The organism is Ectopseudomonas khazarica (assembly GCF_004521985.1).
GTDB classification, from domain to species: domain Bacteria; phylum Pseudomonadota; class Gammaproteobacteria; order Pseudomonadales; family Pseudomonadaceae; genus Aquipseudomonas; species Aquipseudomonas khazarica.
On sequence record NZ_SBHZ01000007.1, the window covers coordinates 263096 to 286065 of the forward strand.

The 22970-nt window shown below is 63.6% G+C and carries 24 protein-coding genes and 1 pseudogene; 20 read left to right on the plus strand and 5 right to left on the minus strand.

Going from position 1 to position 22970, the window contains the following annotated elements; all coding sequences use genetic code 11:
- Nucleotides 1-6 precede the first annotated feature (6 nt).
- The 4 genes from EPK82_RS11660 to EPK82_RS11675 all read right to left on the minus strand — a co-directional run bounded on the left by EPK82_RS11660 (nt 7) and on the right by EPK82_RS11675 (nt 2164).
- A complete protein-coding gene (locus EPK82_RS11660; protein WP_134676663.1) occupies nt 7-1236 on the minus strand; it encodes a nucleoside recognition domain-containing protein in 1230 nt (409 codons plus the stop codon).
- A gap of 74 nt (nt 1237-1310) precedes the next feature.
- On the minus strand, nt 1311-1772 hold the full coding sequence (locus tag EPK82_RS11665) for an inhibitor of vertebrate lysozyme family protein (RefSeq protein ID WP_134676664.1): 462 nt from the start codon (nt 1770-1772) through the stop codon (nt 1311-1313).
- A 10-nt stretch (nt 1773-1782) separates the two neighbouring features.
- Nucleotides 1783-1947: a DUF1328 domain-containing protein gene (locus tag EPK82_RS11670; RefSeq protein WP_037052169.1), complete on the minus strand. Its 165-nt coding sequence runs from the start codon at nt 1945-1947 to the stop codon at nt 1783-1785.
- A gap of 19 nt (nt 1948-1966) precedes the next feature.
- Nucleotides 1967-2164, minus strand: a complete 198-nt coding sequence (locus tag EPK82_RS11675; protein ID WP_037052167.1) for a hypothetical protein — start codon at nt 2162-2164, stop codon at nt 1967-1969.
- 365 nt (nt 2165-2529) lie between these two features.
- Here EPK82_RS11675 and EPK82_RS11680 point away from each other — a divergent pair, with 365 nt between their 5' ends.
- On the plus strand, nt 2530-2934 hold the full coding sequence (locus tag EPK82_RS11680; RefSeq protein WP_021442733.1) for an acyl-CoA thioesterase: 405 nt from the start codon (nt 2530-2532) through the stop codon (nt 2932-2934).
- A gap of 78 nt (nt 2935-3012) precedes the next feature.
- Here EPK82_RS11680 and EPK82_RS11685 read toward each other — a convergent pair whose 3' ends face one another.
- Nucleotides 3013-4113, minus strand: coding sequence for a TRAP transporter substrate-binding protein (locus EPK82_RS11685; protein ID WP_037052165.1), 1101 nt, complete (start codon nt 4111-4113; stop codon nt 3013-3015).
- A gap of 244 nt (nt 4114-4357) precedes the next feature.
- Here EPK82_RS11685 and EPK82_RS11690 point away from each other — a divergent pair, with 244 nt between their 5' ends.
- From EPK82_RS11690 to EPK82_RS11775, 19 genes and pseudogenes are all read left to right on the plus strand, one after another.
- Nucleotides 4358-4903: a TRAP transporter small permease subunit gene (locus tag EPK82_RS11690; protein WP_037052162.1), complete on the plus strand. Its 546-nt coding sequence runs from the start codon at nt 4358-4360 to the stop codon at nt 4901-4903.
- Complete coding sequence (locus tag EPK82_RS11695; RefSeq protein WP_037052157.1) at nt 4896-6272, plus strand: TRAP transporter large permease; 1377 nt, start codon at nt 4896-4898, stop codon at nt 6270-6272. Before EPK82_RS11690 ends, EPK82_RS11695 begins: the two co-directional genes overlap by 8 nt.
- 105 nt (nt 6273-6377) lie before the next feature.
- Nucleotides 6378-7280 carry a D-hexose-6-phosphate mutarotase gene (locus EPK82_RS11700; protein WP_134676665.1) on the plus strand — a complete coding sequence of 301 codons (903 nt, stop codon included), beginning with the start codon at nt 6378-6380 and terminating at the stop codon, nt 7278-7280.
- A 435-nt stretch (nt 7281-7715) separates the two neighbouring features.
- On the plus strand, nt 7716-9278 hold the full coding sequence (gene tssA, locus EPK82_RS11705) for a type VI secretion system protein TssA (RefSeq protein WP_134676666.1): 1563 nt from the start codon (nt 7716-7718) through the stop codon (nt 9276-9278).
- Nucleotides 9279-9332: 54 nt separating this feature from the next.
- A complete protein-coding gene (gene tssB, locus EPK82_RS11710) occupies nt 9333-9839 on the plus strand; it encodes a type VI secretion system contractile sheath small subunit (RefSeq protein WP_037052146.1) in 507 nt (168 codons plus the stop codon).
- A 25-nt stretch (nt 9840-9864) separates the two neighbouring features.
- On the plus strand, nt 9865-11343 hold the full coding sequence (gene tssC, locus EPK82_RS11715) for a type VI secretion system contractile sheath large subunit (protein ID WP_037052143.1): 1479 nt from the start codon (nt 9865-9867) through the stop codon (nt 11341-11343).
- A 6-nt stretch (nt 11344-11349) separates the two neighbouring features.
- A complete protein-coding gene (tssE, locus tag EPK82_RS11720) occupies nt 11350-11775 on the plus strand; it encodes a type VI secretion system baseplate subunit TssE (protein WP_037052140.1) in 426 nt (141 codons plus the stop codon).
- Complete coding sequence (locus tag EPK82_RS11725; protein WP_134676667.1) at nt 11765-12268, plus strand: PAAR domain-containing protein; 504 nt, start codon at nt 11765-11767, stop codon at nt 12266-12268. Before tssE ends, EPK82_RS11725 begins: the two co-directional genes overlap by 11 nt.
- An 11-nt stretch (nt 12269-12279) precedes the next feature.
- On the plus strand, nt 12280-13104 hold the full coding sequence (locus EPK82_RS11730; RefSeq protein WP_244229924.1) for a hypothetical protein: 825 nt from the start codon (nt 12280-12282) through the stop codon (nt 13102-13104).
- Complete coding sequence (locus EPK82_RS11735) at nt 13094-13435, plus strand: hypothetical protein (protein WP_134676668.1); 342 nt, start codon at nt 13094-13096, stop codon at nt 13433-13435. Before EPK82_RS11730 ends, EPK82_RS11735 begins: the two co-directional genes overlap by 11 nt.
- A gap of 190 nt (nt 13436-13625) precedes the next feature.
- On the plus strand, nt 13626-14015 hold the full coding sequence (locus EPK82_RS11740; protein ID WP_134676669.1) for a hypothetical protein: 390 nt from the start codon (nt 13626-13628) through the stop codon (nt 14013-14015).
- Nucleotides 14016-14139: 124 nt separating this feature from the next.
- Entirely contained in the window at nt 14140-14673 is a 534-nt protein-coding gene (locus EPK82_RS24760; protein WP_167494338.1) for a carboxypeptidase-like regulatory domain-containing protein, read from the plus strand.
- Nucleotides 14673-14792: pseudogene (locus tag EPK82_RS24765) on the plus strand (type VI secretion system baseplate subunit TssF); the annotation flags it as partial. The gene EPK82_RS24760 and the pseudogene EPK82_RS24765, both read left to right, overlap by 1 nt.
- Before the next feature lie 131 nt (nt 14793-14923).
- Nucleotides 14924-15838 (plus strand): hypothetical protein, encoded by a 915-nt coding sequence (locus EPK82_RS11750; RefSeq protein ID WP_134676671.1) that lies wholly within the window; start codon nt 14924-14926, stop codon nt 15836-15838.
- A gap of 14 nt (nt 15839-15852) precedes the next feature.
- Nucleotides 15853-17643 carry a type VI secretion system baseplate subunit TssF gene (tssF, locus tag EPK82_RS11755; RefSeq protein ID WP_134676672.1) on the plus strand — a complete coding sequence of 597 codons (1791 nt, stop codon included), beginning with the start codon at nt 15853-15855 and terminating at the stop codon, nt 17641-17643.
- Complete coding sequence (gene tssG, locus EPK82_RS11760; protein WP_037052128.1) at nt 17607-18614, plus strand: type VI secretion system baseplate subunit TssG; 1008 nt, start codon at nt 17607-17609, stop codon at nt 18612-18614. The genes tssF and tssG overlap by 37 nt, the downstream gene beginning before the upstream one ends.
- Before the next feature lie 12 nt (nt 18615-18626).
- Nucleotides 18627-21239 carry a type VI secretion system ATPase TssH gene (gene tssH, locus EPK82_RS11765; protein WP_134676673.1) on the plus strand — a complete coding sequence of 871 codons (2613 nt, stop codon included), beginning with the start codon at nt 18627-18629 and terminating at the stop codon, nt 21237-21239.
- Nucleotides 21240-21249: 10 nt separating this feature from the next.
- Complete coding sequence (locus tag EPK82_RS11770) at nt 21250-22779, plus strand: sigma-54-dependent Fis family transcriptional regulator (protein WP_134676674.1); 1530 nt, start codon at nt 21250-21252, stop codon at nt 22777-22779.
- 47 nt (nt 22780-22826) lie between these two features.
- Nucleotides 22827-22961 (plus strand): hypothetical protein, encoded by a 135-nt coding sequence (locus tag EPK82_RS11775; protein ID WP_037052120.1) that lies wholly within the window; start codon nt 22827-22829, stop codon nt 22959-22961.
- Nucleotides 22962-22970 lie beyond the last annotated feature (9 nt).

Sequence of the window (22970 nt, forward strand, 5' to 3'; positions counted from 1 at the left end):
CGGACCTCAGCCGAAGAACCAGTAGCACACCGCGATGGCGGCGACGATGCCGGCCGCGTCCGCGACCAGGGCGCAGCCCACGGCGTGGCGTGCGCGTTGCAGGCCGACCGCGCCGAAGTACACCGCCAGCACGTAGAAGGTCGTCTCGGTGCTGCCCTGCACCGTGGCGGCGATCAGCGCCGGGAAGCTGTCGACGCCGAAGTTCTCCATCGTCTCGATCAGCATGGCGCGTGCGGCGCCGCCGGAGAACGGCTTGATCAGCGCGGTCGGCAGCGCGTCGACGAAGCGTGTGTCCCAGCCCAGTGCCTCGACCAGCCAGCGGATGCCGTCCAGGCCGAAATCCAGAGCGCCGGAAGCACGCAGCACGCCAATGGCGCAGAGCATGGCGACCAGGTAGGGCAGCAGGCTCTTGGCCACGTCGAAGCCTTCCTTGGCACCTTCGATGAAGCTTTCGTACACCGCGACGCGGCGCAGGGCGCCGACGACCAGGAACAGCAGGATCAGGCCGAACAGGGTGAGGTTGCCCAGCAGCGAGGACAGCGCGGCCAGGGCCGTGGCGCTCATGCCGGCGAGCAGGCTCATGAAGCCTCCCAGCAGCAGGGCGGTGGGAATCAGGTAAGCCAGCACCACCGGGTCCCACAGGCGCAGGCGCTGCATCGCCGCCACGGCCAGCAGGCCGGCGAGGGTCGAGGCGCTGGTGGCCAGCAGGATCGGCAGGAAGACCAGGGTCGGGTCGTCGGCGCCCTGCTGCACGCGGTACATGAAGATCGACACCGGCAGCAGGGTCAGGGACGAGGTGTTGAGCACCAGGAACAGAATCTGCGCGTTGCTCGCCGTGGTCGCGCTGGGGTTGAGATCCTGCAGGGCGCGCATGGCCTTGAGGCCGATGGGCGTCGCGGCATTGTCCAGGCCCAGGCCGTTGGCAGCGAAGTTCATGCTGATCAGGCCGAGCGCCGGATGGCCGCGCGGTACCTCAGGCATCAGGCGGGCGAACAGCGGCCCGAGCAGGCGTGCGAGCAGGTCGACCAGCCCGGCCTTCTCGGCGATGCGCAGCAGGCCGAGCCACAGGGTCAGGGTGCCGAACAGCACCACCATCAGCTCCACCGAGAGCTTGGCCATGGCGAACAGGCTCTCGACCATGGCGCCGAATACGCTGGCGTCGCCACCAATCAGCCAGCGTGCCAGGGCGGCGATGGCGCCCAGCACGAAGAAGCTCAGCCACAGGCCGTTGAGCATTGCGATCCCCCTTGGGTTATGGCGGGGGATGATAGCGCGCCGGCCGCTTCAATGCTGCGGCCAGCGTACGGGCTTCAGTACCAGTTCGGGTCGCTGCGCAGCTGTTCTTCCAGCAGCTCACGGACCTCTTCGTCCGGATCGCCCAGCCAGCGCAGGCTGGCATGTTCGCTGGGGGCGCGGTCCTCCGGCAGACCGTCCGGCACCTGTACGTAGAGCGCATAGGCATCGTCGTCTTCCCATTCGAAGGCGACGTAGACGCGCTGGTTGAAGCAGTTGTGCGCTTCGCACACCTGACCGACCAGGAAGCGATCGCTCTCGGCCTCCATGGCCTGCATGGGGGTGGAAAGGCCGCTGAGGTTCATCAGCCATTCCGGCAGGCGCTGTTCGTCCCTGACCAGGTCTTGCCAGGCTTCGCGGTACTCGGCGTTGCTGGTCAGCAGTTCACCGGGGTGGAAGCTCGCGTCTCGATCGGCGGCCTGAGCCGCCAGGCCGCCGCCCATCAGCAGGGCGGCGGCAATGGCGTGGATCGACTGCATCTAGGTCTCCTTACACGCGGGGGCGACGGCCCATCACGAACGAGATGATGAACAGCACCAGGAACACCACGAATAGAATCTTGGCGATACCTGCAGCGGTGCCGGCGATACCACCGAAGCCCAGTACAGCAGCGATGATGGCGATGATCAGAAAGGTAAGTGCCCAGCTCAGCATGGCGTTTCTCCTCGATGACTCAGTGAGTGATGGCCCAGGCAGGCCATGGGTCTTGCGTGTCGCTCGCAACGGCCGGCTGCGGCGAGTTGCCCGTGGGCAGCTCCAGTTCGGCGGTGTTGCGGCTTGCGCACAGGGTCTGGCCGATCAGCAGGACGCTGGCGAGCGTCAGGCCGAGCAGAAGCAGCAAGCTGGCAAGTACCAGGGCGACTATCCACATGGCGGTTCTCCTGTTGCACCTGAGGCGGATCGCTCGGGTTGCTGGCGGGTCCGTCTCTTCCTTCAACGCTGCGACCGGTACATGACAGGTCGCTCACTGAAGGTATTGCAGCGCCCGTGCCAGTCTTTTCTGATAATTAAAGTTCTTGAAAATCATATGGTTACGAAATTCCTGCGACGAACCTGGCGGGCATCCTGCCCGAATGGGCCTGCGCCGGTCGTGCGTTTTGCCCGATCGGTCAGGCGTCATGACGCGCCGGCGCTTGCCAGAGTGGTCGCCCGTCGACTGCGCAGTCGGTATACTCGCAGCGCCTGCCATGCGGGTTCCGCGCCCAGAACAACAACCGCGCCGCGAGTCTCGAGCCGATGAACGACTACGAACAGGAAGACCCGATACCCCAGGGCGACCTCGCCCTGCAGATCACCGCGCTGCCGCGTGAGACCAATGGTTTCGGTGATATCTACGGCGGCTGGCTGGTGTCCCAGATGGACCTCGCCGGCACCGCCATGGCCAGCAAGGTCGCTGGCGGCCGGGTGGCCACCGTGGCCATCGATCGCATGGCCTTCCTGGTGCCGGTGGCGGTGGGCGCACAGCTGTCCTTCTACACCCAGGCGCTGGAGGTCGGTCGCAGTTCGATCCAGATGATGGTCGAGGTGTGGAGCGACGACCCGCTATCCAACGAGTGGCGCAAGGTGACCGAGGCGGTGTTCGTGTTCGTCGCCATCGACGGCAGTGGCCGCACCCGTCCGGTACCGCCACGTCGCGGTTGAGCGACCGCGCAACGGGAAAGCGAACAGCTACAACGAAAACGCCGGCGACAAGCCGGCGTTTTGTTTGCTGCCGAGTGATCAGCCGCGGATGTTGTAGATGTCCTTGTCGGCCACTTCCGCATAGTCGTACAGGCGCTGCAGGTAGGCTTTCTGGTGTTCCCAGACCTTGGCCGCTGCCGGGTCGGCCGCTGCGCTGGCCTCGACCACTTCACCCGCCACTTCCTTCAGGCGTGCCAGCACCTCGTCGGGCAGGCGACGCACTTCGACGCCATCGGCCTTGAGTTGCTCCAGGGCTTCCATGTTCTTGGCGTTGTAGTCGTCGAGCATGTCGCCGTTGACGTCACGCGCGGCGGCACGAACGATCGCCTTGAGGTCGGCCGGCAGGGTTTCCCAGGCCTTGATGTTGATGTCCAGCTCGAACAGGACGCTCGGCTCCTGCCAGCCCGGGGTGTAGTAGTACTTGGCTGCCTTGTGCAGACCCAGGGCCAGGTCGTTGTATGGGCCGATCCACTCGGTGGCGTCGATGGCGCCGGTCTGCATGGCGGTGAAGATCTCACCGGCCGGCATGTTGACCACGGTGCCGCCCATCTTGGTCAGCACTTCGCCGCCCAGACCCGGGGTGCGCATCTTCAGGCCCTTGAAGTCGTCGACCGAGTTCATTTCCTTGTTGAACCAGCCAGCGGTCTGTACGCCGGTGTTGCCACAGGCCATCGGCAGCACGCCGAACGGCTTGTAGACTTCTTCCCAGAGGGCCTGGCCGCCGCCGTAGTGCAGCCAGGCGTTCATTTCCTGGGCATTCGGGCCGAACGGCAGGGCGCAGAAGAACTGTGCGGCCGGCACCTTGCCCTTCCAGTAGTACGGTGCGCCATGACCCATTTCGGCGGTACCGCGAGAGACTGCATCGAACACTTCCAGGGCCGGCACCAGTTCACCGGCTGCGTACACCTTGACCTTCAGGCGGCCGTTGCTCATTTCATCGACCAGCTTGGCGAAGCGCTCGGCCCCCACGCCGACGCCGGGGAAGTTCTTCGGCCAGGAGGTGACCATCTTCCAGGTGAAGGTCTGGGCACTCGAACCCTCTTGAGGTGCTGCGCTGCTCTTGGCCTCTTCTTTGCAGCCAGCCAGTGCGGTTGCTGCAAGGCCTACGCCCGCTGCGGCGAGTATGTCGCGACGTTTCATGCAATGCTCCTTCTTGTTGTATTGGTCTGACCACGGGATCGCCGAAGGTAGACCGGGCGTGAATAACATAGGGGGTCGTGACCCACAAGCCTAGTTGCTACGACTAAAGTAGTACGGGCATTGCTGCATCACCGGTAGCCTGCCTAGAATCCCCGGCCTGCGGCCCACAAGGACGCGGGCGGCGTGATGTGCAGCCAACCGGTTTGCTGTCCTGTCTCCTACTCATAACGATAAAGGACTCACTATGTCCGACAAGCCTCCACTCCCCCTCGCTCTTGCGTACCTGATCGATGCTCTCAACGCCTGGCTGGGCAAGGCCTGCGCCTGGCTGACCCTGTTCCTGGTGATCGGCACCGCCATCGTCGTGGTGCTGCGTTACGGTTTCGGTATCGGCGCCACCGCCCTGCAGGAGGCGGTTCTCTACGCGCATGCCCTGGTCTTCATGGGTGCTGCCGCCTGGGTTCTGCAGCGCAACGGCCACGTCCGCGTGGATATCTTCTATCAGAACTTCAGCGGCCGCCGTCAGGCGCTGGTGGAGGTGCTCGGCAACCTGCTGCTGCTGTTGCCGGTGGCGCTGTTTCTCGGCTGGGCCAGCTGGGACTACGTCAGCAACTCCTGGTCGACGCTGGAGGCCTCCAGCGAGTCGGGCGGCCTGAAGTTCGTCTACCTGCAGAAGAGCATCATCCTGGTGCTGGTCGCCAGCCTGGTGCTGCAGGGCATTTCCAACCTGATCAAGGCACTTTGCGTCATCAGCGGTCGCCTGCCGGCTCCGGAGGTGAAACATGGCTGAGTTGATGGCGATTCTGCTGTTCGTCAGTATCTGCGTGGCCCTGATGGCCGGCTTCCCGGTGGCGTTCACCCTGGCCGGCGTGTCCCTGCTGTTCGCCGGTATCGGCGTGCTCACCGGAACCTTCGACGCAGGCTATCTGAGTGCCCTGCCGAACCGTCTGTTCGGCATCATGAACAACCAGACCATGCTCGCCGTGCCGTTGTTCGTGTTCATGGGGGTGATGCTGGAACGCTCACGGGTGGCCGAGGACCTGCTCGAGTCCATGTCGCGCCTGTTCGGTACCCTGCGTGGCGGCCTGGCGATCTCCGTGTGCGTGGTCGGCGCCCTGCTCGCCGCGAGCACCGGCATCGTCGGCGCCACCGTGGTGACCATGGGCCTGCTGGCGCTGCCGACCATGCTGCGGCGTGGCTATGACCCGGCGATCGCCACCGGCACCCTGGCTGCCACCGGCACCCTGGGGCAGATCATCCCCCCGTCCATCGTCCTGGTCCTGCTGGGTGACGTGATGTCCAGCGCCTACCAGCAGGCGCAGCTGAAGATGGGGATCTTCTCGCCGAAGACCGTATCGGTCGGTGACCTGTTCGTCGGCGCGCTGCTGCCCGGCCTGCTGCTGGTCGGCCTGTACATCGCCTACATCATCTTCGTCGCGATCTTCCAGCCGAAGAAACTGCCGGCGCTGCCGCAGGAAGAGCTCGGCCCGATCGAATGGGGCAAGCTGGCCAAGGCGCTGATTCCGCCGCTGATCCTCATCGGCGCGGTGCTCGGCTCCATCCTCGCCGGCTACGCGACGCCCACCGAGGCGGCTGCGCTGGGCGCGGTCGGTGCCATGTTGCTGGCGCTGAGCAAGAACAAGCTGAACCTCGGCCAGCTCAAGGAAGTGGCCTACGGCACCACCGAAATCAGTGCCATGGTCTTCATGATCCTGATCGGCGCCTCGCTGTTCTCCCTGGTGTTCCGTGGCTTCGGTGGCGAAGTGCTGATCGAGGACGTGTTCGCCCAGTTGCCGGGTGGCGTGCTCGGTGCGTTCTTCCTGGTGATGCTGGTGATCTTCCTGCTCGGCTTCATCCTCGACTTCATCGAGATCACCTTCGTGGTGGTGCCGATCGTCGGGCCGGTGCTGCTGGCCATGGGGCTGGACCCGATCTGGCTGGGCGTGATGATCGCCCTCAACCTGCAGACCTCGTTCCTCACCCCGCCGTTCGGCTTCGCGCTGTTCTACCTGCGGGGCGTGACACCGGCCAGCGTGGCGACCAGCACCATCTACAAGGGCGTGCTGCCGTTCATCCTGATCCAGATTCTGCTGCTGGTGATCGCCTACCTGTTCCCGGGGCTGATCACCTGGCTGCCGGAACAGGTTTATGGTCCGTAGGTCATAGCTTGCAGTGAGCAGACGCCCGTCCCTGTGACGGGCGTTTTTGCTTCCTGTGCACGGCATGCTTCAACCAGACCCTACTTCGTGGAGCGAGAGGCCCTCATGAGCAAGACCCAAGTCGAACGCGTGGAGCTGGACCAGCTCACCTGCTGGCGCATACGGGCGCAGCGCAGCGAGCTGCTGGTTGCCCAGCAGGGCGCGCAGATTCTCAGCTACCAGCAGGATGATCAGCCCCCGCTGATCTGGCTGAGCCCCGACGCGGCCTATCGGCATGGCCAGAGCGTGCGTGGCGGCGTGCCTGTCTGCTGGCCCTGGTTCGGCGATCTGCGGCGCAACCCCGAGGCGGTACAAGCGCACTATCAGCACGCCGAGGCGCCGGCGCACGGCCTGGTCCGTGGCCTGGACTGGCAACTGCTGGGCATCGCCGAGGAGGATGGCGCGGTCAACCTGCGCTTTGCCTTCGACAGCCGCGAACAGCCGCTGCCCGGTTGGCCGCGCGATGCCGCCGTGCACTTCGACATCCGCCTGGGAGACGACCTGCAGCTGCGCCTGGAGACGCAGAACCGCAGCGACCACCCGCTGACCCTGAGCCAGGCACTGCACACCTATTTCGCCGTCAGCGACGTGCGCCAGGTTCACGTGGAAGGGCTGCAGGGGTGCCGCTACATCGACACCCTGCAGGACTGGCAGGAGCTGCGCCAGGAGGCGGCGCCAGGATTCGCCGGCGAGACCGACCGCATCTACCTCGACACACCGGCTCGCCTGAGCATCGTCGACCCGGCCTGGGGGCGGCGCATTCACCTGGACAGCACCGGGTCACGCTCGGCGGTGCTGTGGAACCCGTGGATCGACAAGGCCAGGCGCCTGTCGCAGTTTCCCGATGAGGCCTGGCAGAACATGCTGTGCATCGAGACCGCCAACCTGCTGGAGGATGTCGTACAGCTGGAAAGCGACGAACGGCATCGATTGCAGCTACGCCTGTCCAGCGAGGCTACGGCGTCCTGACGGGCGTCGTCCTCGCCTGTCGCTCTGGCATAAAGCCAGCACTGCAAACAGTGGTCGGCATCACAAAAAGACAATATCAATAAGCCATCAAATGTGATGCGCCACTAATTTGCTAGTAAGTTATTTCCTACAGCTATCGAAGAACTTATCCGTACGGCAAAACATCGATAACAACTTGTTGGAAGTGCGCGACAAATACCAGGTACTGACGTTCCGGCAATAATCCGGAAGATGTCGACGAATGTTAGGCATTTCACACTTTGGGCGGTTGCCCACCTTCGATCATGGGGCTAGGATGCCCGACTCATAAGGATCTTGCGCAATTTGTTGCACAAACAACTGCGCAAAAAGTTGCGCATTGCGGTGTTTTTGCGATGGCCGGATGGCCGTTTGCGATGCCGTGGAAGTTGCCCACTTTAATAGTCGAGTCATGGAATGACGTACTCCAGCAAGCTGACAGCGCATTATCTCGATCTGGCCAGGACGCCTATTAATGAAGGCAACTTCGCCGGCGAGGATGTGCGCTATTCCAGCGAATACGAATTGCTGGAAACCGAACTCGGCAAAGCGGCCTCCCTGCATGAAACCGGCGGCATCGACTGGCAGAAAGTGCGTGAGGGCAGCGAGAGCCTGCTGAGCACCCAGTCCAAGGACCTGCGGGCCGCCACCTGGCTGACCTGGGGGCTGTTCCAGCGCGAATCCTTCGCCGGTCTTCAGGCCGGCCTCAACCTGCTGCACTACCTCTGCGAACAGCACTGGCACGAGCTGCATCCGCGCAAGGCCCGTACCCGCACCGCCGCCATCAACTGGTTGCTGCCCCGCCTGGAACAGGCGCTGGCCGAACACGTGCCGATCAGCGAGCAGCTGCCACTGTTCCGGCGCATCGCCGAGCACCTGCACGGGCTCGAAGCCAGCCTGTCCAGCCACCTGGGCGAGGACTCGCCCCTGCTGCTGCCGCTGTGCCGGCGCCTGGACGAGCAGATCAAGCGCGCCAGCCAGGGCCAGGCCGAGCCCGGCGCGGTGGGAGCGGCGATTGCGCAGGTCAAGCAGGTCGCGACCCAGATCATCACCGGCACTGGCCCGATCGAGAGCGAGAAGGATGCGCACAAGGCCCTGCGCACCCAGCAGGACGCGGCTCGGCCATTGTGCAGCTGGTGGCTGAAGAACAAGGCCACCGACCTCAAGCCGCTGCGCCTGTCACGCACCCTGCTCTGGCTGCCCATCGAGTCGCTGCCGGAGCGCAACGCTGAACAGATCACCGCCCTGCGTGGCCTGCCGGCCGACAAGCTGGCGTCCTATAAGGAGCGCTTCGCCCAGGGCGCCTATGCCGACCTGCTGGCCGACCTCGAGGCCAGCATCGCGCGTGCGCCGTTCTGGCTCGATGGTCAGCGCCTGGTCTGGGAGTGCCTGCAGGAACTCAAGTCCGAGCAGGCCGTGCGCGAGGTGGAGATCCAGCTGGCGCTGTTCCTGCAGCGCGTGCCCGGTCTCGACGAACTGCGCTTCCACGACGGCGTGCCGTTCGCCGACGCCGAGACCCGTGCCTGGATCGGCGCTCACGTGCTGCCGCACCTGCAGGCCCCGGAAGTCGAGAAGAAGCCCAGCGCCACTGAGCAAGGCGCCACGCCGCCATGGGAAGAGGCCCTGCAGCAGGTGTTGCCTGGCCTGCGCAAGGACGGCCTGAAACCCGCCGTGCAGCAGCTCAAGCAGGGCATGTCGCGCGCCCGCGGCGGCCGCGAACGCTTCTTCTGGCAACTGACCCTGGCCCGTCTGTGCTTCGCGGCGAAGAAGTACGACCTGGCCAAGACCCAACTCGAATCGCTCGACCAGACGCTGCAGGCCTCCGGCCTCGGCGAGTGGGAACCCGATCTCGCCCTGGACGTGCTGCGTCTGCTGCACAACTGCTGCGAGCTGCTGCCGCAGAACCATGCGGTGCGTGACAGCAAGGACGAGATCTATCGCAGGCTGTGCCACCTCGATCTCGAGGTGGTGCTGGAGTAAGGCGCCAATACGCCAATCAAGGCCTCCGGGCCATCAACGCAAAGGAGAACACCCATGGCCAAAGAAGGCTCGGTAGCCCCCAAGGAACGCATCAACGTCACTTTCAAACCCGCCACTGGCGGCGCCCAGGAAGAAATCGAACTGCCCCTGAAGCTCATGGTGCTCGGCGATTTCACCCAGCGCGCTGACGATCGCAAGATCGAAGACCGCAAGCCGATCAGCATCGACAAGAACAGCTTCGACGAAGTGCTGGCCAAGCAGGAACTGAACCTGACCTTCGCCGTACCGAACCGTCTGCAGGACGAAGAGACCGACGACGAGCTGGCCGTGCAGCTGAAGATCAACTCCATGAAGGACTTCAACCCGGCCAACCTGGTCGATCAGGTCCCGGAGCTGAAGAAGCTGATGGAACTGCGCGACGCCCTGGTCGCGCTGAAAGGCCCGCTGGGCAACGCCCCGGCCTTCCGCAAGGCCATCGAGAGCGTGCTCTCCGACGACGACTCGCGTGACCGCGTGCTCGGCGAACTGGGCCTGGCCGCCAAAGACAAGCTCGACTCCTGATACTCACTGACAAGGACGCATATTCATGAGCACGACCAGCGCAGCCGTAGAAAGCAGCCAAAGCGCCGCCGACCTCGGTATCCTCGACCGCATCATCGCTGAAACCAAGCTGACTCCGGACGACGAAGCCTACGACATCGCCAAGCGTGGCGTGTCGGCCTTCATCGAAGAGCTGCTCAAGCCGCAGAACGAAAACGAGCCGGTGAAAAAGGCCATGGTCGACCGCATGATCGCGGAGATCGACGCCAAGCTCAGCCGGCAGATGGACGAAATCCTCCACCACCAGCAGTTCCAGTCCCTGGAATCCTCCTGGCGCGGCCTCAAGCTGCTGGTGGATCGCACCAACTTCCGCGAGAACATCAAGCTGGAGATCCTCAACGCCTCCAAGCAGGATCTGCTCGATGACTTCGAAGACAGCCCGGAAATCGTTCAGTCCGGCCTGTACAAGCACATCTACACCGCCGAGTACGGCCAGTTCGGTGGCCAGCCGGTCGGCGCCCTGATCGCCAACTACTTCTTCGATCCGAGCGCCCCGGACGTCAAGACCCTGCAGTACGTCGCCTCGGTGGCCTGCATGTCCCACGCGCCGTTCATCGCTGCTGCCGGCCCGAAATTCTTCGGCCTGGAAACCTTCACCGGCCTGCCGGACCTGAAGGACCTCAAGGATCACTTCGAAGGCCCGCAGTTCACCAAGTGGCAGAGCTTCCGCGAACAGGAAGACGCCCGCTATGTCGGCCTGACCGTACCGCGCTTCCTGCTGCGCAACCCGTACGACCCGGAAGACAACCCGGTGAAGACCTTCGTCTACAAGGAAAACGTGGCCAACAGCCACGAGCACTACCTGTGGGGCAACACCGCCTACGCTTTCGCCAGCCGTCTGACCGACAGCTTCGCCAAGTTCCGCTGGTGCCCGAACATCATCGGCCCGCAGAGCGGTGGCGCGGTGGAAGACCTGCCGCTGCACCACTTCGAGAGCATGGGCGAGATCGAGACCAAGATCCCGACCGAAGTGCTGGTTTCCGACCGCCGCGAGTACGAACTGGCCGAGGAAGGCTTCATCGCCCTGACCATGCGCAAGGGCAGCGACAACGCCGCGTTCTTCTCCGCCAACTCGGCGCAGAAGCCGAAGTTCTTCGGCATCAGCGAAGAAGGCAAGACCGCCGAGCTGAACTACAAGCTGGGCACCCAGCTGCCGTACATGTTCATCATCAACCGTCTGGCCCACTACCTGAAAGTGCTGCAGCGCGAGCAGATCGGCGCCTGGAAAGAGCGCACCGACCTCGAACTGGAACTGAACAAGTGGATCCGCCAGTACGTGGCCGACCAGGAGAACCCGAGCGCCGAAGTGCGTAGCCGCCGTCCGCTGCGTGCCGCCCAGGTCATCGTCAGCGATGTCGAAGGCGAGCCGGGCTGGTACCGCGTCGGCCTGAACGTGCGTCCGCACTTCAAGTACATGGGTGCCGACTTCACCCTGTCGCTGGTCGGCAAGCTGGACAAGGAGTAAGCATCGATGGCCTACGGCAGCCTGTTCGAGCGCCTCGGTGGCGAGGCCGGCCAACGTGCCGGCTGGAGCCGCGAGGTCGCCGCCATGGCCTCGGTGGCTGCCCATCTGGCCAAGATGCTCAGCACCCGTGCGGGCAGCGTGCAGACGCTGCCCGACTACGGGTTGCCCGATTTGAACGATATGCGCCTGTCGCTGCACGACTCGTTGCAGCAGGCGCGTATCGCCATCGAACGCTTCATCGAAGCGTACGAACCGAGACTGTCCCAGGTGCGCGTGATTTCCCTGCCGCGCACGCACGATCCGCTGCGTCAGGCCTTCGCCATCGACGCGATGCTGGAGATGGACGGTATCAAGCGTCAGGTCAGTTTCTCCGCGAGCCTGGATGGCAGCGGTCAGGTCAACGTCAACCCAGGAGCCTCACATGTCCGGTAAACCCGCCGCTCGCCTGAGTGATCCCACCGCATGCCCGATCCCGGGCCACGGCACCAACCCGATCGCCGCCGGTTCGCCCGACGTGCTGTTCGACGCCCTGCCCGCCGCGCGCATGGGCGATGCCTCCGCCTGTGGCGGCGCCATGGCCGGCGCGGTGATTCCCACCGTGCTGATCAACGGCAAGCCGGCGGCGGTGGTCGGTAGCGTCGGTAGCCATGGCAATGTGGTGGTTAGTGGGTCGGGGACGGTGTTGATTGGAGCGTCACACTCCGCCGCGTCATTCATTTCGCCATCAACACTGTCCTTCCAAGGCAGCTTCGATGCTCAGTACCAGCTCACCAATAGCCTCGGGGATCCCCTGGCCAATACCCGTTATTTGATCGTTCGTCAGGACGGACGCGAAGAGTCCGGGATAACTGATGGGCAGGGGATGACCCACCGCTTGGCAGCGCATGGCGCGGCCGAGCCGCTCGAAGTTTTTATCGAATTCTGAGGAGGCGCAAGATGGCCGGCCAACCCACTCGAAAGAGAGACGGTGTTACCTACGTTAAAGCAGGTACTTCCACCTCGACAGAGGTGCAGCAAACCGAACCGGAAGTGCTGTCGTACTGCCGCTGCACGGGCCAAGAACTGACCACCCTTCCTGAGTATGCGAGCATACCGAGTTATACGGGCGACCTGCCCTCGCCCCTGCAGTTCATGTGGTACGTCCCCGAGGGTAACGAAGTTCTCAAAACCGAAATTCCGGACTCTGAAATTCGCGGTTGGATCAGGGATGCCGCCAAATACCATGGCATTCCCCACATCTTGCTTGCGGTGATATTGCAACAGGAGAACGGCCCCGGAGCCAGCAAGACCCTGCAGACCCTGCAGTTCGGTGAGCGCTCGCTCACGACCTTTCTCGCTATTGTCGACGAGGTCGCATTCGACATCGTTCCGGACAGGATCGCTGGCAGCTCCAGCGGCTTCGTCAATATGAGCCGCAACACGCTGCGAAAGGCTGCAACCTATACCGAAGATTACTACTGCAAGCGGCCCATGCCGGAGGACGTCCAGTACCGCATCTTTGGCTACAACCAAGACACCCGTATTCCCGGCGACGACTGGAAGGCTGACCTCTACTACGCCGCCGCCCACCTGCGTGAACTGATTGATCGCGTAACCGGCACCCCCTGCCACAAGGGCAACCTGACAGCGCAGCAACTGAAGGCGGTTATCGGTGCCTACAACGGCTCGGGCCCTCTGGCCGAAAAGTACGCCAGCGATGCCATGAATCTTCTTGAGCGCGCCAAAATGGGCACCGCGAGTTTGTATTTCTATGAACGCTAAACGAGCTGTCTGTCTGGCCATGGCGGTCGTCCTGCTGGGCGTGTTGCTGTTCACCCGAGTGGTCGGCAACGGTCTGATGCTACTTATGGATCGCGAGAACTTCGTACCCGCAGAGGCTTCGATCTTCACTCTCGATCCTTATGTCATCAACGAGGGATCAAGTTCGTACTGGCTGTATGCCGAAGACAACGACAACTACTACCACTTCACCTATGAGCCAGGGCGGGAATACCTGCTAATGAGCAAGGGCCAGCCCTGCCAAGACTTTCAGAGGAATGATGTCAGTACTTGGTGTGCCCCCAAAGCCAAAAGCAAGTTGGGAGGTAATTAATGAGCCTGAAAAAAGTTACGGATTTGGTATGTCATCACTTTGTGTGCCTACCTTTCCCAGTGTTTGCCAGCCTGGGCTTCAGAACCTACACATCACCCTTCGGTGTATCGTTTTTCGGAGGCCTCATTTGCGAGGTGTTCTTCAGGGCAGCTAATTCAGGGCGCAAGAGATGAGTGTTAAGAAGGTCTCTATGATTCTGTTGTTGCCAGTATCGTTCTTGATCTCCTTATGGGGAGCGGTTCATGTGGCCACGACTCAAGGTGTGCAGTACTCATATGCCAGCCCATCAGGGCAATTTATTATTCAAAATGTATTGTTGTTACCATGGTTCGGCACTTGGTGTGATCTTGCCTACATCCGAGTTATCGACACCCATACGCCGGATTCCAGTTTCCGTACGCCGCTCTACAGCAAATATTATACCGATATGCGTATGCACGAAGATGATCGAGTTGTAGGCGTTATTTGGTTCGACTTCGACAAGCAACAACAGTCCTTCAGTGTGGGGGTTCCAGACTGGAAAGATAGCTGGATGAACGTCTTTATCAGTAACACGCCTTACCAAGTTGTTGAGAACTGACGCGATGTGCTTTCTCTGCATTGAAGAACAGGGCTTTAGCTTTCTGCGGCCAGCCTCTGCACAGCCGGGTTCCGGGTTCTGTTGCCCTGAGGGGATGAAAAGTGGTGCCGGAAACTTGTGGTTTGTGAACGCTGAACGTGCTGCCTGCATCGCTGCGCTGTTCGCATCGCTGGGTACGCTGGTGCTTTCCAATATGCTCATCAACAGTCTGATGCTTGCGGCTTTCTTTGTGCTCGCGGCCTGTGTTCCCTACCCGCACTCGGTGACCCGAAACGCTGCCATCGAGGGCCGTGTGCTGTCTGCCGAGACAGGGTTGGGCGTGGCGGGCGCCACGATCGAGCTGCAGGTTCGCAGTGACGCGTCGTGGGTATCCGAAACCCTCAGCGATTCCGCTGGGCGCTTCGCCTTTGCCGAGCGCCGCGACCATCGCCTGATGGTCCAGCTGGCCGATGCGCCACGCTGCCTGACCGCGCTCTCGGTCAGTGCCCCGGGTTATCACACGCGTCGCTGCGGCTGGATCAGCCTGCAGGGATGCTCGTCAGAACCGATGAAGCTGCCACGGCTGCTGCTGCAGCCGGAACACCTCGCAGAGCGCGAAGAAGAGATGCCGGACAGCCTCTGGCAATGCACCGAATCGGCCATGGAGAAGGCCCGCTAATGTCTTTCAACCATTACTACCAGAGCGAACTCACTGCCCTGCGTCAGCTGGGCAAGCGCTTCGCCGAGCGCAGCCCGGCGCTGGCGCCGTTCCTTGGCCAGGCGGAGCCCATGCCTGAAAAGCCGAGCGTAGCCCAGTGAATACGTCAGTCTCCCGATTTTTCCAGCTAGCCCTCTGGACACCTGCGGCTCTCTTATTATCGCTACCTTTTCTTGAGGTCTTGAGTCGCGGCAAGGGAAGTCTTGAGGACATGCTCGTGACCTATGGGCTTTGGTTCGGGACCCTGGCTTATTTTATTTTTGCAGCATGGACTACTTGGTTCATCAAGGAAAGAACAGAGTCCGCCGTTGTTCGGCTTGTTTGGTGGGCACCTCTCATATTTATTCCGTTCTATGGGATTCCCTGGATTACGTATGGATTGTTTCATGTCGCAATGGGTGATATGTCGGGTTTTGCCATGGCTATCCTATGGGTTGCTTTCTCGCCTTGCATAATCGTAGTTGGTTATGTGTTTGTGGTGCTGACAATTCTTGTTTATCAAGTTTTTTTTAAGTCGGTTGGCACAGGTCGTGAGGCCTTTTGTATGTCGCCAAGCTCAGGTATGAAGATGGTGGGGAATACCGAGCTGTTCGGCAAGAGAGCTGAGTTCGGCATAGATGCTGGTAATGAAGAGGACTTTGCTTTTTATCCTCGAAAGACTTTTCTCGGACAGCAAGATTTATTTGCTTGTCACGTAATCATGATGATCGCCGAGAGTGAATTTGAAGAGTTTTGCAGTTTAGTGGATAGGCTATTCGATCACTCGAAAATAAGCCTGGAGCAAGATTCCGTCTATTCGAATGGTGATGGTAGCAGTCTGAAGCTTAACGTACGCCGAGAGTTCAACGGCTTGATTATCGAGTTGATCACTAATTCGAATACCTTTCTCGAGGAGCTAGATGCGACCTTCAAGGCACCTCCAGCACCATGGTTTGCTTTTCCCGACATGGCACCCATCGAGTCGATCACGAGTAAGCAGGGCAGCCTCGAATACTGGTGGGACTGGATCTGGAGTCCCTTTTGGCAGCACGCCTCCGATGAAGTCCGCATGGCTTATCTGAGGAAACACAAGGCCAGTGATGAATGGATTGAGTACTTGGCTGGACAAGCTAATGGCTCTGACTGATCAAGGATAGATAGATGTCTTTCAACCACTACTACCAGAGCGAACTCACGGCCCTGCGTCAGTTGGGCAAGCGCTTCGCCGAACGCAGCCCGGCGCTGGCGCCGTTCCTTGGCCAGGCGGGGCGCGATCCGGACGTCGAGCGCCTGCTGGAGGGCTTCGCCTTCCTCACCGGGCGCCTGCGGCAGAAGCTCGATGACGAGCTGCCGGAGCTGACTCACTCGCTGATGCACCTGCTGTGGCCGAACTACATGCGCCCGCTGCCGGCCTTCAGCATGCTGCAGTTCGATCCGCTGACCCGGCCCGGCCCGGCGCTGCCGGTCAATCGCGGTACGCCGGTGGAAGCCAAGGCCATCGAGGGCGTTACCTGCCGCTTCCGCACGTGCTTCCCCACCGAGGTGCTGCCGCTGTCGCTGAACGGCCTGGATTACTCGGTCAAGGGCGATGGTGCGCTGCTCAGCCTGCGCCTGGGCATGACCGCCGATGGTCATATCGGCGAGATCGGCCTGAACAAGCTGCGCCTGCACCTGGCCGGCGAGCGATACATCGGCCAGATGCTCTACCTGGCGCTGCTGCGCAACCTCGGTGGCATCCAGGTGGTGCCCCTCGATGCCGCAGGCAAGCCGCTGCTGGATGCCTTCGGCCAGGCCCTCGGCACCCTCCAGCTCAAGCCCGAGCTGGTGCAGCCGGTAGGGTTCGCCGAAGACGAGGCGCTGATTCCCTACCCGCTCAACACCTTCCGCGGCTACCGCTACCTGCAGGAGTACTTCGCCTTCCAGGAGAAGTTCCTGTTCGTCGACCTGCTCGGCCTGGATGCCGTCAACAGCCTGCCCGAGGACCTGCTCAAGCAGGCGCGCGGCCTGGAGCTGCGCTTCGATATCCACAAGGCCGGCGTGCAGCGTATTCGCCCGACCCTGGAAAACGTCCGCCTGTACTGCACGCCGGTGGTCAACCTGTTCCAGCACGACGCCATTCCCATCCGCCTCGACGGCAAGCAGGACCAGTACCTGCTGCTGCCCGCCGAGTTCGATGCCCAGCACTGCGGTGTGTTCTCGGTCGACCGTGTCACCGGCTGGAAGCCGGGCGGCATGGGTTACGAGGAGTACGTGCCGTTCGAGTCGTTCGAGCACGACCCCAGCTTCGACGTGCCGATGGCGCGCCCGCACTACAGCGTGCGCCAGCAGCCGTCGATGCTCGGTGATGGCCTGGAGACCTGGCTCAGTTTCGGCCTGCGCAACCTGGACCGCCACGAGACGCTGTCCATCGAGCTGACCTGCACCAACCAGAACCTGCCGCGTCAGCTGAGCCTGGGCGACATCTGCCTGCCCAGCGAGGACACCCCGGACTTCCTCAGTTTCCGCAACATCAGCGCGGTCACGCCGTGCTACGCGCCACCGCTGCATCGCGACTTCCTCTGGAAGCTGATTTCCAACATGTCGCTGAACTACCTGTCGCTGGCCAACGTCGAGGCGCTCAAGGTGATCCTCGAGACCTACGACCTGCCGCGCTACTACGACCAGCATGCCGAGCGGGTCAGCAAGCGCCTGCTGGGCGGCCTGAAGAAGATCGGCCACCGCCATGTCGACCGCCTGCACCGTGGCCTGCCAGTGCGCGGGGTGCGCACCGAGCTGGTGATGAACCCGGAGGGCTACCTGGGCGAAGGCGACCTGTTCCTCTTCGCTTCGGTACTCAATGAATTTTTCGCGCTGTACGCCAGCCTCAACTCGTATCACGAGCTGCAGGTACAGAGCACACAGGGAGAGTTGTACAAATGGACGCCACGTATGGGGCAGCAGCCCCTACTCTGAATCGGTTCAGCCGAGGCATCCGCGAGTACAGCCTGTTCCAGGCCGTGCAGCTGGTGCTGGAGCGCCTCGGGGCCGCCCATCCGCATCTGGATGAAGAGCGCCTGTACGAGTACCTGGAATTCCAGGCCAACCCGAGCCTGGGCTTTCCGGGCAGCGATATCGATCGCGTGCAGTTCTTCGAGGAGCACGGTGAGCTGCGGGCGCGCATGCGCGTCAACCTGGTCGGCCTGTTCGGTGGCGGCTCGCCGCTGCCGGCGTTCTACAGCGAGCAGGCCCTGGGGGACAGCGAGGACGGCAACCCGACGCGCGACTTCCTCGACCTGTTCAATAACCGCCTGCAACGCCTGTTGCTGCCGATCTGGCGCAAGTACCGCTATCGCGCCTGCTTCCAGAGCGGTGCGCTGGATGCGTTCTCGGCGCACCTGTTCGCCCTGATCGGGCTGGGCAGCGAGCAGATTCGCCAGGCCCAGGAGCTGAACTGGAAGCGCCTGCTGCCCTACCTCGGCCTGCTCAGCCTGCGCGCCCACTCCGCAGCGCTGATCGAGTCGGTGCTGCGTTACTACTTCAAGCATGCCGAGCTGTTCATCGAGCAGTGCCTGGAGCGCCAGGTGGTGGTGCTGGAGGAGCAGCGCAATCGCCTCGGCCGCGCCAACAGCCTGCTGGGCGAGGACACCGTGCTCGGTGAGCGCGTGCGCGACCGTGGCGGCAAGTTCCGCATCCACGTGCGCCAGCTGGGCTGGACACGCTTTCACGAATTCCTGCCGATCGGCACGGGGTACCAGCCGCTGTGCGCGCTGGTGCGTTTCACCCTGCGCGATCCGCTGGATTACGACATCCGCCTGGAGCTGCGTCAGGACGAAATCCGCGACCTGCGCATCGGCGAAGGCAACCCCTGCCTGCTGGGCTGGACCACCTGGCTCGGTCGTGAGAACGCCGACGGCCTGGTGACGCTCGGCAGCAAGATTCATTAAGGACAGATGAAAATGATCAACGTCGATCTGCAACAACTGGTTCAAGCCCTGGACGCCGCGAGCAAGCGCGACCTGGAGATGGCCGCCGAGCGCTGCGTGGTGCGTGGCGGCAACAAGATCCTCGTCGAAGACCTGCTGCTGGGCCTGCTGGAGCGCCCGGAGAGTCTGCTGGCGCGTGCCCTGCAGGATGCCGAGCTGGACGCCGGTGAACTGGCGCAGGCGCTGCAGCCGCGCGGCGAGCACAGCGAGTCGCGCAACCCGGTATTCAGCGCCGAGCTGGTGCAGTGGCTGCAGGATGCATTGCTGGTGGCCAACCTGGAGCTGGGCGCCAGCCAGATCGACCAGGCGGCGCTGATTCTCGCCTTGCTGCGCAACCCCATGCGTTATGCCGGCAGCCGTTACCAGGCCCTGCTCGGCAAGCTCAACGCCGAGCGGCTGCGTGATTTCGCCCTCAGCCAGCAGCCGCAGAGCGCAGGCGGCAAGCCGGCCGCGTCTGGCGAGTCGAACCTGGCGCGCTTCACCCACAACTTCACCCAGCAGGCCCGCGACGGCAAGCTCGACCCGGTGCTGTGCCGTGACGGCGCGATCCGCCAGATGGTCGATATCCTCGCCCGTCGCCGCAAGAACAACCCGATCGTGGTGGGCGAGGCCGGCGTCGGCAAAACCGCCATCGTCGAAGGCCTGGCCCTGCGCATCGCCATCGGCGAGGTGCCGCAGGTGCTCAAGGGCGTCGAGCTGCTGTGCCTGGATCTCGGCCTGCTGCAGGCCGGTGCCAGCGTCAAGGGCGAGTTCGAGCGTCGTCTGCAGGGCGTGATCGATGAAGTGAAGGCCTCGCCCAAGCCGATCATCCTGTTCATCGACGAAGCCCACACCCTGATCGGTGCCGGTGGCCAGGCGGGCAGCGGCGATGCCGCCAACCTGCTCAAGCCGGCCCTGGCCCGTGGCGAGCTGCGCACCATCGCCGCCACCACCTGGAGCGAATACAAGAAGTACTTCGAGAAGGACCCGGCCCTGGCCCGCCGCTTCCAGCCGGTGCAGCTGCATGAGCCGACCGTGGAGGAGGCAGTGACCATCCTGCGCGGCCTGGCGCCGGTGTACGAGAAGAGCCACGGCATCTACCTGCGCGACGATGCGGTGGCTGCTGCCGCCGAACTGTCGGCGCGCTACCTGGCCGGCCGCCAACTGCCGGACAAGGCCGTGGACGTGCTCGACACCGCCTGCGCCCGTGTCCGCATCAGCCTGGCGGCGGCCCCCGAAGCGCTGGAGCGCCTGCGTGGCGAGATCGCCGAGGGCGAGCGTCAGAGCGAGGCCATGCGCCGTGACCTGGACGCGGGCCTGAACATCGACGGCGAAGCGCTGGATACCCTGGAGAGTCGTCTGGTCGCCGCGCGCGCCGAGCTGGAGCAGGTGGAAACGCGCTGGAGCGCGCAGCGTGAGCTGGCCGAGCGCCTGCTGGAGCAGCGCAAGCAATGCGCCGCCGCCCGCCTGGCCGGCAACGAGGCACTCAACGACGAGTCGGCTGAAGCGCCGTGTGCGAGCCTGGAAGAACTGGAAGAGCAACTGCGCGCCATTCAGGTCGAACTGGCCAGCGCCCAGGCCGGCGAGCGCCTGGTCAGCTTCGAGGTCTGCCCGCGTCTGGTGGCGGAAGTGATCAGCCACTGGACCGGGGTGCCGCTGAGCCAGCTGGCCCGTGAGCACAATACCAAGGTCATCACCTTCGCCGACGACCTGCGCCAGCGCGTGCGCGGCCAGGAGCAGGCGATCCAGGCGCTGGACAAGGCCATGCGCGCCACCGCCGCCGGCCTGAACAAGCCCGATGCGCCGGTGGGCGTGTTCCTTCTGGTCGGCCCCAGTGGTGTCGGCAAGACCGAGACCGCGCTGGCCCTGGCCGACCTGCTGTACGGCGGCGAGCGCTTCCTTACCGTGATCAACATGTCCGAGTTCCAGGAGAAGCACACCGTTTCGCGTCTGATCGGCGCACCGCCCGGCTACGTTGGCTATGGCGAGGGCGGCATGCTCACCGAGGCGGTGCGGCAGAAGCCCTACTCGGTCATTCTCCTCGACGAAGTGGAGAAGGCCGATCCGGACGTGATGAACGTCTTCTACCAGATCTTCGACAAGGGCGTGGCCAACGACGGCGAAGGCCGCGAGATCAACTTCCGCAACACCCTGATCCTGATGACCAGCAACCTGGCCAGCGAGCGCATCGCCAGCCTCTGCGCCGGCGGTGAACGTCCGGCGGCCGAGGACCTGGAGCTGGCCATTCGTCCGCAGCTCAGCCAGCACTTCAAGCCGGCGCTGCTCGGGCGCATGCGCGTGGTGCCCTACTACCCCATGGACGGCGACCTGCTGCGCCAGCTGGTCGGCCTCAAGCTGGCCCGTTTCGGCGAGCGCCTGGCGCGTCGCCAGCTCGCGTTCAGCCACTGCGACGGTCTGGTCGAGCATCTGGCCGAGCGGTGCACCCATGGCGACAGCGGTGCTCGTCTGATCGATCACCTGATCGACCAGCACCTGCAGCCGCTGGTGGTCGACCGCCTGCTCGACGCCATGGCCGCAGGGGAGACCCTGCAACGTGTGCACGCCACGCTGGACGCCGATTCGGCCGTGACCTGCGAGTTCGTCTGAGGTGCCGCCGATGTTCGCCGAAGTCCCGCAACCCCTGCGCTACGCCGAGGCCCTGCTCGGCCGCTATGCCGAGCTGGCTGGAGCGGCCAGTGCCGAGAGCCTGCTCGCCGGCCTGGTGCGCGCGGCAGCGGAGCTGGCCGACTGCGCGTTGGGGCAGCTCTACCTGCTGGACCACACCAATACCCGGTTGGCGCTGACGGCCGAGTGGCTCGATGGCGTGCTGCAACCGCGTGAGGCGGCCAGCCTGCCCAGCGACTACGACGGCGAGCAGCTGCTGCAGTACTGCCTGTGCCAGAACCAGGTGCTGTGCATCACCGAACTGGACAGCGCGCTGCATTCCATCGCCTGCCTGCCGGAGACCAACCGTGCCTGGCGCAGCCTGCTGTGCCTGCCGCTGCATGACGGCGCCGGTCACGTCCGTGGCCTGCTGCTGGTCGCCAGCCACGAGCGGCGCATCCTGCAGGGCTTCGCCAGTTCCTTCGCCCAGCTGGGTGGCTTCGCCCTGGCTCAGTTGCACCTGCTGCAGCGCCTGCGTGCGCCGACGGCCGACGGCGAGGCGCTGGCCGCGCCCGTGGCCTCCGCTCCCGGCACGCCCTGCGCCAGTGGCTATGGCCTGCTCGGCCAGAGCCAGGCCATGCGCCGCGTCTACCAGTTGATCGGCAAGGTGCTGCACAGCCCGGTCAGCGTCCTGCTCACCGGCGAGACCGGCACCGGCAAGGAACTGGTCGCCCGCGCCATCCACGATTGCGGGGCGCGGCGAAGCAAGGCGTTCATCGTGCAGAACTGCGCGGCGTTGCCGGAGAACCTGCTGGAAAGCGAGCTGTTCGGCTATCGCAAGGGCGCCTTCACCGGCGCCGACCGTGACAAGCCGGGCCTGTTCGATGCAGCCGACGGCGGCACCTTGTTCCTCGATGAGATCGGCGACATGCCGCTGGCGCTGCAGGCCAAGCTGCTGCGCGTGCTGCAGGAAGGCGAAGTGCGTCCCCTGGGCAGCAGCGAAACGCACAAGGTGGATGTGCGCATCGTCGCCGCCACCCATCAGGAGCTGCGCAAACGCGTCGAGGACGGCCGCTTCCGCGAGGACCTGTTCTATCGCCTGTCGCACTTCCCCATCGAGCTGCCGCCGCTGCGTGAGCGCGACGAGGACATCCTGCTGCTGGCGCGTCATTTCGCCAGCACGGCCAGCGGCCTGCTGCAGCGTGATGCCTGCCGCTGGAGCGACGCCGCGCTGGGGCACCTGGCCGGCTACGGCTTCCCGGGCAACGTGCGTGAGCTCAAGGGCCTGGTCGAGCGCGCGGTGCTGCTCTGCGAAGGCGGAGAGCTGCTGCCCGAGCACTTCAACCTCGAACAGATGCAGAGCACGGGCAACGAGCCGCTGAGTCTGCGCGAGCGCATGGATCGTCTCGAGCGCAACCTGCTGCTCGACTGCCTGCGCAAGAACCGCGGCAACCAGACCAACGCCGCCAACGAACTGGGTCTGCCCCGGCGCACCCTCCTGTACCGCATGAATCGGCTGAAGATCAGCCCGAGCGAGGTCTGAGCATGCTCGCCCGTTTCTTATCCACTTACCTCCTAGGAGCGCATTCCATGTTGCATCGCTATCGCGCCGCCGCCCTGCTGGCGCTGGCCATCGTTCTGGCCGGCTGCTCCGGCAACTACAAGTTCAGCGACGATCAATACCGCCCGCTGGGCGATCCGCAAGCCGAGAAACGCGGCCACTGACCGCAAGGA

What these genes read in the sequence shown, in the direction of transcription:
- EPK82_RS11660 (WP_134676663.1), bottom strand. Translation starts at nt 1,236, where the DNA reads ATGCTCAACGGCCTGTGGCTGAGCTTCTTCGTGCTGGGCGCCATCGCC.
- EPK82_RS11665 (WP_134676664.1), bottom strand. Translation starts at nt 1,772, where the DNA reads ATGCAGTCGATCCACGCCATTGCCGCCGCCCTGCTGATGGGCGGCGGC.
- EPK82_RS11670 (WP_037052169.1), bottom strand. Translation starts at nt 1,947, where the DNA reads ATGCTGAGCTGGGCACTTACCTTTCTGATCATCGCCATCATCGCTGCT.
- EPK82_RS11675 (WP_037052167.1), bottom strand. Translation starts at nt 2,164, where the DNA reads ATGTGGATAGTCGCCCTGGTACTTGCCAGCTTGCTGCTTCTGCTCGGC.
- EPK82_RS11680 (WP_021442733.1), top strand. Translation starts at nt 2,530, where the DNA reads ATGAACGACTACGAACAGGAAGACCCGATACCCCAGGGCGACCTCGCC.
- EPK82_RS11685 (WP_037052165.1), bottom strand. Translation starts at nt 4,113, where the DNA reads ATGAAACGTCGCGACATACTCGCCGCAGCGGGCGTAGGCCTTGCAGCA.
- EPK82_RS11690 (WP_037052162.1), top strand. Translation starts at nt 4,358, where the DNA reads ATGTCCGACAAGCCTCCACTCCCCCTCGCTCTTGCGTACCTGATCGAT.
- EPK82_RS11695 (WP_037052157.1), top strand. Translation starts at nt 4,896, where the DNA reads ATGGCTGAGTTGATGGCGATTCTGCTGTTCGTCAGTATCTGCGTGGCC.
- EPK82_RS11700 (WP_134676665.1), top strand. Translation starts at nt 6,378, where the DNA reads ATGAGCAAGACCCAAGTCGAACGCGTGGAGCTGGACCAGCTCACCTGC.
- tssA (WP_134676666.1), top strand. Translation starts at nt 7,716, where the DNA reads ATGACGTACTCCAGCAAGCTGACAGCGCATTATCTCGATCTGGCCAGG.
- tssB (WP_037052146.1), top strand. Translation starts at nt 9,333, where the DNA reads ATGGCCAAAGAAGGCTCGGTAGCCCCCAAGGAACGCATCAACGTCACT.
- tssC (WP_037052143.1), top strand. Translation starts at nt 9,865, where the DNA reads ATGAGCACGACCAGCGCAGCCGTAGAAAGCAGCCAAAGCGCCGCCGAC.
- tssE (WP_037052140.1), top strand. Translation starts at nt 11,350, where the DNA reads ATGGCCTACGGCAGCCTGTTCGAGCGCCTCGGTGGCGAGGCCGGCCAA.
- EPK82_RS11725 (WP_134676667.1), top strand. Translation starts at nt 11,765, where the DNA reads ATGTCCGGTAAACCCGCCGCTCGCCTGAGTGATCCCACCGCATGCCCG.
- EPK82_RS11730 (WP_244229924.1), top strand. Translation starts at nt 12,280, where the DNA reads ATGGCCGGCCAACCCACTCGAAAGAGAGACGGTGTTACCTACGTTAAA.
- EPK82_RS11735 (WP_134676668.1), top strand. Translation starts at nt 13,094, where the DNA reads ATGAACGCTAAACGAGCTGTCTGTCTGGCCATGGCGGTCGTCCTGCTG.
- EPK82_RS11740 (WP_134676669.1), top strand. Translation starts at nt 13,626, where the DNA reads ATGATTCTGTTGTTGCCAGTATCGTTCTTGATCTCCTTATGGGGAGCG.
- EPK82_RS11750 (WP_134676671.1), top strand. Translation starts at nt 14,924, where the DNA reads ATGCTCGTGACCTATGGGCTTTGGTTCGGGACCCTGGCTTATTTTATT.
- tssF (WP_134676672.1), top strand. Translation starts at nt 15,853, where the DNA reads ATGTCTTTCAACCACTACTACCAGAGCGAACTCACGGCCCTGCGTCAG.
- tssG (WP_037052128.1), top strand. Translation starts at nt 17,607, where the DNA reads ATGGACGCCACGTATGGGGCAGCAGCCCCTACTCTGAATCGGTTCAGC.
- tssH (WP_134676673.1), top strand. Translation starts at nt 18,627, where the DNA reads ATGATCAACGTCGATCTGCAACAACTGGTTCAAGCCCTGGACGCCGCG.
- EPK82_RS11770 (WP_134676674.1), top strand. Translation starts at nt 21,250, where the DNA reads ATGTTCGCCGAAGTCCCGCAACCCCTGCGCTACGCCGAGGCCCTGCTC.
- EPK82_RS11775 (WP_037052120.1), top strand. Translation starts at nt 22,827, where the DNA reads ATGTTGCATCGCTATCGCGCCGCCGCCCTGCTGGCGCTGGCCATCGTT.